Origin of the sequence: Paraburkholderia sp. SIMBA_054 (assembly GCF_046534875.1) — a bacterium.
Lineage (GTDB): Bacteria > Pseudomonadota > Gammaproteobacteria > Burkholderiales > Burkholderiaceae > Paraburkholderia > Paraburkholderia hospita.
The window spans coordinates 195,676-209,320 of record NZ_JAWRXV010000002.1 but is presented as its reverse complement, the minus strand read 5'-3'; the positions used below and the strand labels follow the sequence as shown (position 1 = coordinate 209,320).

15 protein-coding genes are annotated in these 13,645 nt (G+C 62.6%); 11 read left to right on the top strand and 4 right to left on the bottom strand.

Annotated elements, in window-relative coordinates; translation table 11 throughout:
• Positions 1–39: 39 nt before the first annotated feature.
• Positions 40–1,452 (top strand): LutB/LldF family L-lactate oxidation iron-sulfur protein, encoded by a 1,413-nt coding sequence (locus SB822_RS03785; protein ID WP_042307065.1) that lies wholly within the window; start codon positions 40–42, stop codon positions 1,450–1,452.
• Between the two features lie 107 nt (positions 1,453–1,559).
• Here SB822_RS03785 and SB822_RS03780 read toward each other — a convergent pair whose 3' ends face one another.
• A complete protein-coding gene (locus tag SB822_RS03780; RefSeq protein WP_090835875.1) occupies positions 1,560–2,084 on the bottom strand; it encodes a hypothetical protein in 525 nt (174 codons plus the stop codon).
• A gap of 275 nt (positions 2,085–2,359) precedes the next feature.
• Between SB822_RS03780 and SB822_RS03775 the strand changes: the two genes are divergently transcribed.
• The 10 genes from SB822_RS03775 (at position 2,360) to iscX (ending at position 9,422) form a co-directional block, all read left to right on the top strand.
• On the top strand, positions 2,360–2,587 hold the full coding sequence (locus SB822_RS03775; RefSeq protein ID WP_007586818.1) for a hypothetical protein: 228 nt from the start codon (positions 2,360–2,362) through the stop codon (positions 2,585–2,587).
• A gap of 106 nt (positions 2,588–2,693) precedes the next feature.
• Positions 2,694–3,221 (top strand): low molecular weight protein-tyrosine-phosphatase, encoded by a 528-nt coding sequence (locus tag SB822_RS03770; RefSeq protein WP_090835874.1) that lies wholly within the window; start codon positions 2,694–2,696, stop codon positions 3,219–3,221.
• A gap of 110 nt (positions 3,222–3,331) precedes the next feature.
• Positions 3,332–3,856: a Fe-S cluster assembly transcriptional regulator IscR gene (iscR, locus tag SB822_RS03765; RefSeq protein ID WP_007586816.1), complete on the top strand. Its 525-nt coding sequence runs from the start codon at positions 3,332–3,334 to the stop codon at positions 3,854–3,856.
• A 67-nt stretch (positions 3,857–3,923) separates the two neighbouring features.
• A complete protein-coding gene (locus SB822_RS03760; protein WP_090835873.1) occupies positions 3,924–5,147 on the top strand; it encodes an IscS subfamily cysteine desulfurase in 1,224 nt (407 codons plus the stop codon).
• 59 nt (positions 5,148–5,206) lie between these two features.
• Positions 5,207–5,623: a Fe-S cluster assembly scaffold IscU gene (gene iscU, locus SB822_RS03755; RefSeq protein WP_007586814.1), complete on the top strand. Its 417-nt coding sequence runs from the start codon at positions 5,207–5,209 to the stop codon at positions 5,621–5,623.
• 139 nt (positions 5,624–5,762) lie between these two features.
• Complete coding sequence (gene iscA, locus SB822_RS03750; protein WP_007586809.1) at positions 5,763–6,086, top strand: iron-sulfur cluster assembly protein IscA; 324 nt, start codon at positions 5,763–5,765, stop codon at positions 6,084–6,086.
• Between the two features lie 112 nt (positions 6,087–6,198).
• Positions 6,199–6,726, top strand: a complete 528-nt coding sequence (gene hscB / locus SB822_RS03745; protein ID WP_090835872.1) for a Fe-S protein assembly co-chaperone HscB — start codon at positions 6,199–6,201, stop codon at positions 6,724–6,726.
• 93 nt (positions 6,727–6,819) lie between these two features.
• Positions 6,820–8,691, top strand: coding sequence for a Fe-S protein assembly chaperone HscA (gene hscA / locus SB822_RS03740; protein WP_090835871.1), 1,872 nt, complete (start codon positions 6,820–6,822; stop codon positions 8,689–8,691).
• A 176-nt stretch (positions 8,692–8,867) separates the two neighbouring features.
• Positions 8,868–9,209, top strand: a complete 342-nt coding sequence (fdx, locus tag SB822_RS03735; RefSeq protein WP_007586800.1) for an ISC system 2Fe-2S type ferredoxin — start codon at positions 8,868–8,870, stop codon at positions 9,207–9,209.
• A gap of 15 nt (positions 9,210–9,224) precedes the next feature.
• The gene (iscX, locus tag SB822_RS03730; RefSeq protein WP_007586799.1) at positions 9,225–9,422 is read left to right on the top strand and encodes a Fe-S cluster assembly protein IscX; all 198 of its coding nucleotides are present in this window, start codon (positions 9,225–9,227) and stop codon (positions 9,420–9,422) included.
• A gap of 110 nt (positions 9,423–9,532) precedes the next feature.
• Here iscX and SB822_RS03725 read toward each other — a convergent pair whose 3' ends face one another.
• From SB822_RS03725 to prfB, 3 genes are all read right to left on the bottom strand, one after another.
• Entirely contained in the window at positions 9,533–10,282 is a 750-nt protein-coding gene (locus tag SB822_RS03725) for a glycine zipper 2TM domain-containing protein (RefSeq protein ID WP_410854149.1), read from the bottom strand.
• A gap of 333 nt (positions 10,283–10,615) precedes the next feature.
• The gene (gene lysS, locus SB822_RS03720; protein ID WP_086910677.1) at positions 10,616–12,172 is read right to left on the bottom strand and encodes a lysine--tRNA ligase; all 1,557 of its coding nucleotides are present in this window, start codon (positions 12,170–12,172) and stop codon (positions 10,616–10,618) included.
• Between the two features lie 102 nt (positions 12,173–12,274).
• A protein-coding gene (prfB, locus tag SB822_RS03715; RefSeq protein WP_103153676.1) for a peptide chain release factor 2 occupies positions 12,275–13,379 on the bottom strand; the annotation gives its coding sequence in 2 pieces (ribosomal slippage) (positions 12,275–13,297 and positions 13,299–13,379; 1,104 coding nt in all).
• Positions 13,380–13,645 lie beyond the last annotated feature (266 nt).

Sequence of the window (13,645 nt, the reverse complement as noted above, 5' to 3'; positions counted from 1 at the left end):
AGCGGTAGCGCAAACCTATAACCGATCCCCAAGGCCGTCATGCAAGTCCAAACGATGCAGTTCAAGGCGCGCGCGGGCCAGAAGCTCGCCGACCAGCGCCTTCAGCAAAACCTGACCAAGCTGTCGACGAAATTCGTGTCGGCGCGCGCGTCGGCGATGCTGGCGATCGATTTCCCGGCCACGCGCGCCGCGCTCAAGGAGCGCCGCAACCGCGCACTGGAGAACCTCGACGTCTGGCTCGAGACCTTCGAGCGCGAGGCGACGCGGCGCGGCGTCACAGTGCTGTTCGCCGAGACGACGCAAGACGCAGCGAAGCTCGTCGCCGATATCGCGCGCAAGCACGACGTGAAGAAGGTGATCAAGACGAAGTCGATGGTGTCCGAGGAAATGCGCCTGAACGAGGTACTCGGGCAAATGGGTGTGCAGTCGATCGAAACCGACCTCGGCGAATACATCCTGCAGATCAACGACAACGAGCCGCCGAGCCACATCATCGCGCCCGTCGTCCACAAGGACAAGGAAGAGATCGCTGATCTCTTTGCGAAGACCCACCAGAAGCCGCGTCTGACTGAGATTCCCGAGATGACGCGCGAGGCGCGCGAGGTGCTGCGCCCGCACTTCATGACGGCCGACATGGGTGTGACGGGCGGCAACTTCGTGATCGCGGAGACAGGCTCGGTCGCGCTCGTGACCAACGAGGGCAACGAAGGCATGTGCACGGTGATGCCACGCGTGCACGTCGCGGTGACAGGCATCGAAAAGGTACTGCCGACGCTCGAGGATCTCGCGACGGCCATGCGTCTGTTGCCGCGCTCGGCGACGGGGCAGGACGTTTCGAACTATTTCTCCGTGCTGACGGGGCCGCGACGCGCAGGCGACCAGGACGGGCCGGAACATATGTACGTGGTGCTCGTCGATGGCGGGCGCACCGGGCTGATCGGCGGCGACTTTCAGGAGATGCTGCGCTGTATCCGCTGCGGCGCGTGCATGAACCATTGCCCTGTGTATCAGAAGGTCGGCGGACACACGTATGGCTGGGTGTATCCGGGGCCGATGGGCTCGGTGCTGACGCCGAGCTATGTCGGCATCGAAAAAGCGCTCGATCTGCCGCAGGCCGCGACGCTATGCGGTGAATGCAATAGCGTGTGCCCGGTCGGCATTCCGCTGTCGGATTTGTTGCGCAAGCTGCGCGAGCGCCAGGTGGAGCGGCATCTGCGGCCGTGGCAGGAGCGCTACGGGCTCGCCGTCTGGGGCTATCTGGCGATGCATCCGACGGCGTACAGGCTCTTCACGAAGGTCGCGGTGCGGATTCTCGAGAAAATGGGCGGCAACCGGAAGTCGATCGCGAAGCTGCCGCTTGGCGGGGGCTGGACCGACACGCGCGAAATGCCCGCGCCTGTCGGGCGGACCTTCCGCGAGCTATACGCCGCGAGCAAGACCCATATCGGGTAGCGCTCCTCCCTCGCGCGTCGAAATTGAAAGAGGCTGCATCGCATGTGCGATACAGCCTCTTCTTCATTGCGCGTCAGCACTGAAGGCCTTTGTTTTCGTCCCGGCGATCAATGCGGTCTGCCGCCCTCGTTATTCCACGCCTGTCCGCCGCGATTGCCCCCGCCTTGCTGCTGCCCCGAACCCGCTTGCACGGGCTGACGGTTGCCATGGTAGCCGCCGCCCGAATTGCCGCCGGGATTCGGTGGCGGCGGATTGCCTGCCTGCGGTGGCTGACCGCGCGGCGGGCCGCCATTGTTGCCGTTGCCGCCGCGGCCGTTCCCGTTCCAGTTGCCGCGGTCGCCGCGATTGTAATTTCCGTGATCGTAGCCACGTCCGCCCCAATAGTGGCGGTCGTAGTTGGAACCTGAGTATCCGCCCCCGCCGAAGCCCAGGAACAGGCTCGATTGCACGGGCGGTTCGGCGTATCCGTATCCGTAGGCGGGGACGGGTGCGCCGTAGCCGTCGTAGTAGCCGTCGTTGTAGCCATAGCCCGCCGGCTGGCCGCCGTACGGATAAGCGACGCATCCACTGAGAGCGGCGACTGCGCAGAGTGCAACGGCAGCAGGAGCGAAAGAAGGAATAAGACGTTTCATTTGAGTGTTAAGACAAGCGAGAGGTGCGTGTCTATCCATGTAGCTAGTTGTACCGCCTGTTGACTATTACCTGTGTGTGCTTTTGTAAGGATATCTTTCGGCGGTCGAAAGACTGTCGTCGGCACTTTGCAAATCCGCTTCGCGATCCCGACTGTTCATCCGGGCGCAACGCAGTGTTCCGTTGGGGCGGGTTTTTCCGGATTGCGTCCTCGGCTACCATTTCGACTGGGCAAAGTGCGTCTGTGCACTGCGGCCCGCTTAAAGAGAACGACATCATGAAAAAGAAAATATCGGTGTATTGGCCATTAGCCATCGTTGTGCCGCTTGCGGCCATTGCTTATCTGCATCTGTATAACGGCGCGGCTACGCAGTCGCCGCTTGCTGCTGAGCGCGTGTCGGCCGAGCTTGCTCGTACGGTTTCGTATGGATTCGTCGGCGGCGAGGCTGCGATGCCCGCCGACGTGCTGCCCGCGACGGCACGCATGTCCGCACAGCCGATGTAATCGGCATGGCTGCTGGCGCGCCGCCGGCGTGATTTTGCACGGCTTTGTATAATCGCGGCACCGTTTCACCACATATGACACTTGCGGCTGAGCCGCTCAGCCATTGATGAAAACCGTCGCCATCTGCTTCGTGTGCCTTGGGAACATTTGCCGTTCCCCGACTGCGGAAGGCGTCATGCGGCACCTGCTGGCAGACGCGAAGCTTGCGGATCACGTGATCGTGGATTCTGCGGGTACGGGTGACTGGCACATTGGCGAAGCGCCGGACGACCGCGCGCAGCGCGCCGCAAAAAATCGCGGTTACGATTTGTCGATATTTCGCGGCCGTCAGATCACCGCCGTCGATTTCGAGCGCTTCGATCTGATCATTGCGATGGACGACAAAAACGTCGCCGCGCTCAGACAAATCTGTCCGGCGGAACAGCGCGACAAGATTCGTCTGCTGATGGAATTTGCGACTGACGCGGACGCGCCGGACGCAAGCGGCGCGGAAAAACGCGCGCCAGGTTTCGATGCACGCGAAGTCGTCGATCCGTACTTCGGCGGCGGCGAGGGCTTCGAAATCGTGCTGGACCAGTGCGAAGCCGCCTGCCGTGGACTGATCGCGGTGCTGCGGCCCCAATTGACCCCGTAGACAAGTTTTTCGTTAAGTAAATGACCCAAATCGAGATAGGGATACTTGACTAAATTCGTCATGTATTTATACTTGACCAAACTTGTCGAGAATTGCGGTTCCCACCACATATGAGACTCACCACGAAAGGCCGTTTCGCCGTCACGGCGATGATCGACCTGGCATTGCGCCAGGAGCAGGGCCCGGTGACGCTTGCGGGTATCAGCCAGCGCCAACACATCTCCCTGTCCTACCTCGAGCAGCTGTTTGGCAAGCTGCGCCGTCACGAGATCGTCGAATCCGTGCGCGGGCCGGGCGGCGGCTACAACCTCGCGCGCCGCGCGGAGGATGTGACGGTCGCGGACATCATTATCGCCGTCGACGAACCGCTCGATGCCACCCAATGCGGCGGCAAGGGTTCGTGCGAGGGCACGAAGCATCACGACGGCCATTGCATGACGCATGAACTGTGGTCGACGCTGAACCAGAAGATGGTCGAGTATCTCGACTCCGTTTCCCTGAAAGACCTGGTCGACCAGCAGCGCTCGCGCGAAGGTTCGACGGCGGTGCTGCGCGACCGGCGTACCGAAGCGCCCGCCGTGGAGCCGCGCGCGGTGCCGAAAGGGCCGAATTCCGTTTTCAACATGGCCGGCTGACAGAGCGCGCACAGACGCGAACGCCAGAACCATGAAGCCATAAGCACTGATGTCCCCGGAGCGATTGATGAACAACGACATTCCCCACCTGCCCATTTACATGGACTACAGCGCGACGACACCCGTCGATCCGCGCGTGGTGGACAAGATGATTCCGTACCTGCGCGAGCAGTTCGGCAACCCGGCATCGCGCAGCCACGCATACGGCTGGGACGCGGAACGTGCCGTCGAGGAAGCGCGCGAGAACGTCGCGGCGCTCGTCAACGCCGACCCGCGCGAAATCATCTGGACGTCGGGCGCGACGGAATCGGACAACCTCGCAATCAAGGGTGCTGCGCACTTCTACAAGGGCAAGGGCAAGCACATCATCACCGTGAAGACCGAGCACAAGGCTGTGCTCGACACCACGCGTGAGCTGGAGCGCGAAGGCTACGAAGTCACGTATCTGGATGTGAAGGACGACGGTCTGATCGACCTCGACGTGTTCAGGGCCGCGCTGCGTCCGGACACGATCCTCGTTTCCGTGATGCACGTGAACAACGAGATCGGCGTCGTCCAGGACATCGAGACGATCGGCGAGATTTGCCGCGAGAAGGGCATCATTTTCCACGTCGACGCGGCGCAATCGACGGGCAAGGTCGAAATCGACCTGCAGAAGCTGAAGGTCGACCTGATGTCGTTCTCGGCGCACAAGACATACGGCCCGAAGGGCATCGGCGCGCTGTACGTGCGCCGCAAGCCGCGCGTGCGCATCGAAGCGCAGATGCACGGCGGCGGCCACGAGCGCGGTATGCGCTCGGGCACGCTGGCGACGCACCAGATCGTCGGCATGGGTGAAGCGTTCCGTATCGCGCGCGAAGAAATGGCGACGGAAAACGAACGCGTCCGCGCGCTGCGCGACAAGTTGCTGCGCGGCCTGAAAGAGATCGAAGAAACGTATGTGAATGGCGACATGGAAAAGCGTGTCGCGCACAACCTGAACATCAGCTTCAACTTCGTCGAAGGCGAGTCGCTGATCATGGCGGTGAAGGACGTGGCCGTGTCGTCGGGCTCGGCTTGCACGTCGGCATCGCTGGAGCCGTCATACGTGCTGCGCGCGCTCGGCCGCAACGACGAACTGGCGCACAGCTCGATCCGCTTCACGGTGGGCCGCTTCACGACGGAGCAGGACGTCGATTACGTCATCAACCTGCTGAAGAGCAAGATTGCGAAGCTGCGCGATCTGTCGCCGCTGTGGGAAATGCACAAGGACGGCATCGATATTTCGACGATTCAATGGGCCGCGCACTAAGCGCGCCTTGAATCAGTCGATAAACGCACGCAGGTTGAATCGAATCAAGGAGTCACAAAATGGCATATAGCGACAAGGTTCTGGATCACTACGAAAACCCGCGCAACGTCGGTTCGTTCTCGAAGGACGACGACGCGGTTGGCACCGGCATGGTCGGCGCGCCCGCTTGCGGCGACGTGATGAAGCTGCAGATTCGCGTGGGCGCAGACGGTGTGATCGAAGACGCGAAGTTCAAGACGTACGGCTGCGGTTCGGCCATCGCGTCGAGCTCGCTCGTCACGGAATGGGTGAAGGGCAAGACGCTGGATCAGGCGCTCACGATCAAAAACACGCAGATCGCCGAAGAGCTGGCGCTGCCGCCCGTGAAGATCCACTGTTCGATCCTCGCGGAAGACGCGATCAAGGCAGCGGTCGCCGACTACAAGCATCGTCACGGCGAAACGGCTGACGCAGCGAAGGCCGAGCAATCGGCTTAAGACGCAGTCGAGCGCGTCAGGAGTGGCACGGCGACGCGTCGATACTGGCTATCGGCGCCCGCCGGAACGATTTGGGAAGCAGGCAGGGTCGCGACACGGGTCGTGAGGAGCGACGGTGTGCCGCACAATGAGAAACGCTATGGCAATTACGTTGACCGAAAAGGCAGCACAACACGTGCAGAAATATCTGATCCGGCGCGGCAAGGGTGTCGGGTTGCGGCTCGGTGTGCGCACGACGGGTTGCTCGGGGCTCGCGTATAAGCTCGAGTATGTCGATGAACTCGCGCCCGAAGACGAAGTGTTCGAATGCAAGGGCGTGAAGATCGTGGTGGACCCGAAGAGCCTCGCTTATATCGACGGCACGGAACTCGACTTCGCACGCGAAGGGTTGAACGAAGGCTTCAGGTTCAACAACCCGAATGTGAAGGACGAGTGCGGCTGCGGCGAATCGTTCCGCGTGTAAGCGCGCGAGTCATGCTGAAAAGGCGGCCTGTGCCGCCTTTTTTCAATTTCGCCGCGCACCTGGCGCGCGCTTCGGCGCTGCCCTGCGCGCATTGCATGGACAAAGTAACCTAATGGCCTCGCTGAACGACAGTCACTTCGAACTCTTCAATCTGCCCGAGCAATTCGCGCTCGATGCATCCGCGTTGGATCACGCGTATCGCACGGTGCAGGCGCAGGTGCATCCCGACCGTTTCGCCGCAGCGGGCGACGCGCAAAAGCGCATCGCGATGCAATGGGCAACGCGCACGAACGAGGCGTACCAGACGCTGCGCGATCCGTTGAAACGCGCACGCTACCTGCTGACGTTGCGCGGCATCGATGTCGGCGCGGAGAACAACACGGCGATGGAGCCCGCGTTCCTGATGCAGCAGATGGAATGGCGGGAGAACATCGAGGACGCGTCGGCGGCAAAGAATGTCGATGCGCTCGATGCGCTGCTCGCGGAACTGCGCGAAGAAGAAAAGGTGCGCTTCACGAAGCTGGCCGCGTTGCTCGACAGCGGCTCGAATCAGGCAGCGGGCGAGGCCGTGCGGCAACTGATGTTCATCGAGCGCGTGGCCGCGGAGATCGGCACGCAGATCGAGCGGCTCGACGTCTGAGGCCGCCTGGCGCGGCCCGACGATATAGCCCAATCACCACGCGAACCAACACGATCAGGACCGGGGCGAAGCAAGCTCCGAAGAAGATTCCAGATGGCTTTACTGCAAATTTCTGAACCCGGCATGGCGCCCGCGCCGCATCAGCGGCGTCTCGCGGTCGGCATCGACCTTGGCACGACCAACTCTCTCGTCGCGGCGGTGCGCAGCGGCGTGCCCGACGTATTGCCCGACGACGAAGGCCACTATCTGCTGCCGTCCGTCGTGCGATATCTGGAGAAGGGCGGCCGGCGCATCGGCCGCACGGCGAAAGCGGAAGCCGCCACCGATCCGCGCAATACGATCGTCTCGGTCAAGCGCTTCATGGGGCGCGGCAAGAGCGAAGTCGAGCACGCGGAAAACGCGCCGTACGATTTCGTCGACGCGCCGGGCATGGTGCAGATCCGCACCATCGACGGCGTGAAGAGTCCCGTCGAAGTGTCCGCCGAAATTCTCGCGACGCTGCGCTATCGCGCGGAAGACACGCTCGGCGACGAGCTGGTCGGCGCGGTGATCACCGTGCCCGCCTATTTCGACGAAGCGCAGCGCCAGGCGACCAAGGATGCCGCGCGTCTCGCCGGCCTGAACGTGCTGCGCTTGCTGAACGAGCCGACGGCGGCCGCGATCGCCTACGGTCTCGATAACGGCGCGGAAGGTCTGTACGCGGTGTACGACCTCGGCGGCGGCACGTTCGATCTGTCCGTTTTGAAGCTCACGAAGGGCGTTTTCGAAGTGCTCGCGGCGGGCGGCGATTCGGCGCTCGGCGGCGACGACTTCGATCACGCGCTGTATCGTCATGTGCTGGAGAAGGCGAACGTTCCGGCGCAGTCGCTGACACCGGAAGACGTGCGCCTGTTGCTCGACACCGTGCGTGTCGCGAAAGAAACGCTGTCGTCGGCGCCGAGCGCTCCGATCCAGGTAACGCTCGCAAGCGGCGCAAAGATCGATGTCACCGTCGACGAAGCGGCGTTCGAAACGATCACGCAGGCGCTCGTGCAGCGCACGCTCGGCCCGACGAAAAAGGCGCTGCGCGACGCGAAGCTGACGGCGGCCGATATCGACGGCGTCGTGCTCGTCGGCGGCGCGACGCGCATGCCGGTGATACGCCGCGCGGTCGAAAACTTTTTCGGCCAGCCGCCGCTGACCAATCTCGATCCGGATCAGGTCGTCGCGCTCGGCGCGGCGATCCAGGCGGACCTGCTCGCGGGCAACCGCGGCGCCGACGGCGACGACTGGCTGCTGCTCGACGTGATTCCGCTGTCACTCGGCGTCGAAACGATGGGCGGCCTCGCCGAGAAGATCATCCCGCGCAACTCGACCATCCCGGTCGCACGCGCGCAGGAATTCACGACCTTCAAGGACGGCCAGACGGCGATGGCGATTCACGTCGTCCAGGGCGAGCGCGAACTCGTGTCCGATTGCCGTTCGCTCGCGCGCTTCGAGTTGCGCGGCATTCCGCCGATGGCGGCGGGCGCGGCGCGCATCCGCGTCACCTATCAGGTCGATGCGGACGGTCTGTTGTCCGTGTTTGCGCGCGAGCAGCATTCGGGCGTGGAGGCATCGGTGATCGTGAAGCCGTCGTATGGGCTCGCCGACGACGACGTCGCGCGCATGCTCGAAGACAGCTTCAAGACGGCGGAAGTCGATATGCGCGCGCGGGCGTTGCGCGAGGCGCAGGTCGAAGCGCAGCGGCTGGTCGAAGCGACGGAAGCGGCGCTTGCGGCCGACGGCGAACTGCTCGACGCCGACGAGCGTGTCACGCTCGAAGGTCTGGTCGCCGCGCTGCGTGCGATCGCGCCGGGCGACGATACCGACGCGATCGAAACGGCGACGAAGACGCTCGCCGAAGGCACCGACGAATTCGCCGCGCGCCGGATGAACAAGAGCATTCGCCGCGCGCTCGCGGGCCGCAAGCTCGACGAGATCTGACGCCGCGCCAGTCTTCAATCAGCGCAGTCGACGCAACCAAGGCGATGCCGTGAATCCATGATTCACACGTCGCCGCTGAATCACGCGGCGCGTGCCAAAAACGGCCGCGCCACCAGTAAAATGGTACGGTGCCTGAAGGGCGGCGTCCGTGCCTCACAGACCAGAACGGAATTTGTATGCCTCAAATCGTTGTGCTGCCTCACGTCGAACTGTGTCCAGACGGCGCGGTCATCGACGCCGTGCCGGGCAAGAGCATCTGCGACAATCTGCTCGAACACGGCATCGAAATCGAGCACGCATGCGAGAAGTCTTGCGCGTGCACGACCTGTCACGTGATCGTCCGTGAGGGTTTCAACGTGCTGACGCCGTCGGAAGAAGACGAGGACGATCTGCTCGACAAGGCATGGGGTCTCGAACGCGAATCGCGGTTGTCGTGCCAGGCGCTCATGCCTGAAGGCGACGATCTCGTGGTCGAGATTCCGCGTTATTCGATCAACCACGCGAAGGAAAATCACTAACAGGAGCGAGCAGCCATGAAGTGGACCGACACGCAAGATATCGCGATGGCCTTGACCGACAAGCACCCCGAGATCGATCCGCAACAGGTGCGGTTCACCGATCTACACCGTTGGGTGATGGAACTGGACGGTTTCGACGACGATCCGAATCGCTCGAACGAAAAGATCCTTGAGGCGATTCAGGCGGCATGGATCGAAGACGCGGATTACTGAGCGCGGCGCGTACAGCGGCGCTTCAGACGCAACACATGCAAAAGGCGACTTCCGTGGAAGTCGCCTTTTTTAATGCTCGAAGCTTTGCGCGCGCGGGCGTCCGTTAAAGATCAGCCTGCGACGAGCGTCCCGTTCTCCACTCGCACACGCTGGCCTTGCTGGAACGGCGGCGCTTCGTGATACGTGAAGTAGCGCGTCTTGCCGTTTTCCATATGCACGCGCACCGAGTAACTGGTCGAGCTGCGCAGATGCTTTTCGACCGAGTTACCCGCGAGGCCGCCGCCGAGCGCGCCGAGCAGCGTCATCGCCGTGCGGCCGCCGCCGCTGCCGAACTGGTTGCCGACGACACCACCCGCCACCGCGCCGCCCACGGCGCCAATCCCGGTTCCGTGGCCTTCCTGGCGCACGGCCGAAATCGCTTCGACCGTGCCGCACGTCGAACAGTAGGCGGGTCGCGCGGGTTGTTGCTGCGCGTATTGCGGCTGTTGCGCAAATTGCGGGGCCGGCGCGGGTGCTTGCGGCGCCTGCTGCGCGGCCTGCTGCTGTGCTTGCTGCGCCTGCGCCTGCTGGGCCTGTTGTGCCTGAGCCTGCTGCTGTGCCGCTTGCTGTTCGGCCTGCTGTTGAGCTGCTGCTTGCTGCTGCGCGCTCAGGTTAGCCGGTTGCGCGGTATCGACGACGGGCTGCTGTTGCTGTGCGACGGCAGCCGACTGCACCTGGTCGCTTTGCTCGCCGTTGCTCGAAGCCTTCGGGAACAGTCCCGTCACGGCCGCCGTCGCGACCAGACTGGCGACGATGACGGCGCCTGCCGCCACGGCAATGAGGGGATGAAGGCGGCGCGGTGAATTGTTCGGATTATCCATGGTGGTAGGCCTCCAGCTGTGCAGAGTTTGACCTGTAAAAGTAGCCGTATAAGTGTCGGACATGCCGATCCGCTCAGGGTTTCAATTTGTAACCGGGAACGGGCCGGGATTTGCCCATGGCGAATGCAAGAAGTGCACCAAAAGCCAAAAACCGCGCCGAAGCTGGATTTCGGCGAATTAGCGACAAAAGCGGACCAGATCGAATTGCGCAGCTTTTACCGATAGTTACAAACGGCACGTGCACTTCGGAAAGAAGGGAGAGCGGCGGGGGAGTGGAAGCCGCGCACGGCGCGAAAACGGCCGTGCGCGGGGACAGCGGTATCAGCGGGAAGATCAGTCTTCGCGGCGCAGATGCGGGAACAGGATGACGTCGCGGATGCTCGGGCTGTCGGTGAGCAGCATCACCAGACGGTCGATGCCGATCCCGCAGCCGCCCGCCGGCGGCATGCCGTATTCGAGCGCGCGGATGTAGTCGGCGTCGTAGTACATCGCTTCTTCGTCGCCGGCGTCCTTCTGGTCGACCTGCTTCTTGAAGCGCGCGGCCTGGTCTTCCGGATCGTTCAGCTCCGAGAAGCCGTTGGCGATTTCACGGCCCGTGATGAACAGCTCGAAACGTTCGGTGATGCCGTCCACGCTATCCGATGCGCGCGCGAGCGGCGATACCTCGATGGGGTAATCGATGATGAACGTCGGCTCCCACAATTGCGACTCCGCCGTTTCCTCGAACAGCGCCAGTTGCAGCGCGCCGATACCCGCGTTCAGGAACTGCGGCTGGTTCGCGTCGACGCCGAACTTCTTCAGTTCCGTGCGCAGGAACGCGCCGTCCGCCAGTTGCGCGTCCGTGTATTGCGGCGCGAATTTCTGGATCGCCTGCGTGATCGTCAGGCGATGGAACGGCTTGGAAAGATCCAGTTCGCGGCCCTGATACGTGATCGTCGCGTCGCCGAGTGCATCGACGGCGGCCTGACGGATCAGTTGCTCGGTGAAGTCCATCAGCCACTTGTAGTCGGTGTACGCGGCGTAGAACTCCATCATCGTGAATTCCGGATTGTGACGCGGCGACACGCCCTCGTTACGGAAATTCCGGTTGATCTCGAACACACGCTCGAAGCCACCCACCACCAGCCGCTTCAGATACAGCTCAGGCGCGATGCGCAGGAACATCTGCATATCGAGCGCGTTGTGATGCGTGACGAACGGCTTGGCCGCGGCGCCGCCCGGAATCGGGTGCAGCATCGGCGTTTCGACTTCCATGAAGTTCGCGTCGGCCATGAACTTGCGGATCGACGACACGGCTTTGGTACGTGCGACAAACGTCTTGCGCGCTTCCGGCGTGACGATCAGATCGACATAGCGCTGGCGATAGCGCATTTCCTGGTCGGCGAGACCGTGGAACTTGTCGGGCAACGGACGCAGTGCCTTCGACAGCAGCCGCAGTTCCGTACAGCGCACGGAGAGCTCGCCCTTGTTCGTGCGGAACAGCACGCCCTTGGCGGCGACGATGTCGCCGAGGTCCCACTTCTTGAACGCTTCGTATGTCGCTTCGCCGACGTCGGCGGGCGTGATGAAGAACTGGATCTGGCCCGAGCCGTCGCGCACCGTCGCGAAACTCGCCTTGCCCATCACGCGCTTGAGCATCATGCGGCCGGCCAGTGCAACTGGCAGCGCTTTCGCTTCGAGCGCGTCCTTGTCGTCGTCCGCGTAGTCGGACTGGAGATCGGCGGCGTGGTGGGTCGGGCGGAAGTCGTTCGGGTAGGCGACGCCTTGCTCACGCAGTGCGCGCAGCTTTTCGCGGCGCTCGGCGATGATCTGGTTGTCGTCCACCTCGGCGGCGGCGTTCTGCTGGGCGGCATCCCGCTGGGCCGCATTCGGCTGGGTCGGTTCGGTCATGGTGATGATGTTCGGTATCCGATGCCTCATGCGCGCTTTCGACTGTGGCGCACAGGCGGTGAAAAAAATGCGGCGTGGCGAAGCGTGCCGCGCCGGCTACGCCTAGATGCCCTGTTTCAGGCTGGCGCTGATGAACGGATCGAGGTCGCCGTCGAGCACGCTCTTCGTGTTGCTGATTTCGACGTTGGTACGCAGATCCTTGATGCGGCTGTTGTCGAGCACGTACGAACGGATCTGGTGGCCCCAGCCCACGTCCGATTTGCCCGCTTCGAGCTTGTCCTGTTCCGACTGGCGCTTGCGCATTTCGGCTTCGTACAGACGCGATTTCAGCATCGCCATGGCTTCGGCGCGGTTACGGTGCTGCGAGCGGTCGTTCTGGCACTGCACGACGATGCCTGACGGGACGTGCGTGATACGCACGGCGGAGTCGGTCTTGTTGATGTGCTGACCGCCCGCGCCCGAAGCACGGTAGGTATCGATGCGCAGATCGGCCGGATTGACTTCGATCTCGAACGACTCATCGATTTCCGGATAGACGAACACCGACGAGAATGACGTATGACGGCCGCCTGACGAGTCGAACGGCGACTTGCGCACGAGGCGGTGAATGCCTGTTTCGGTGCGCAGGAAGCCGTACGCGTATTCGCCTTCGACCTTGATGGTCGCGCTCTTGATGCCGGCGACATCGCCTTCCGATTCTTCGAGCACTTCCGTCTTGAAGCCCTTGCGCTCGCAGTAGCGCAGGTACTGGCGCAACAGCATCGATGCCCAGTCGCACGCTTCCGTGCCGCCCGCGCCTGCCTGGATGTCGATGAACGCGTTGTTCGGGTCGGCCGGGTTCGAGAACATCCGGCGGAATTCCATGTCGGCGACGCGCGCTTCGAGTTTCGCGGCATCTTCGTCGACCGCGACGAGCGTGTCTTCGTCGCTTTCCTCGCGCGCCATGTCGAACAGGTCTTGCGTGTCGCGCAGGTCGTTATCGAGCGCGCTCAGCACGTCGACGACGCCTTCGAGCAGCTTCTTTTCCTTGCCGAGTGCCTGGGCGTGCTTCGAGTCGTTCCAGACGTTCGGGTCTTCGAGTTCCTTGTTGACTTCGATCAGTCGTACCGACTTTGCATCGTAGTCAAAGATACCCCCGGAGCTCGCCTGCGCGTGAGCGCAGGTCCGCCAGGGAGGATTCGATTGCGTTGAGGCGTTCCGCTTCCATGTCGATCCAGTTTCAAATAAATGGGTTTTTTGTCTGCGACGCTGTTGGGGGGGCGTTTGGGTTTGGGTTTTGTTCGCGTTGCGGTGTTTGCTTTCGCTGGCATCCGCGATGCGTTAGCGTGCTTCACGCGTCGCCCCTGTGCGGGGCGGCACCTACTTTTCTTTGCCGCCGCAAAGAAAAGTAGGCAAAAGAAAGCGGCTAACACCGCCAACATTTCTTCCTGCCTGAGGGCCCCCAACGGGTCTTACGCTTCACACGGCAACCAC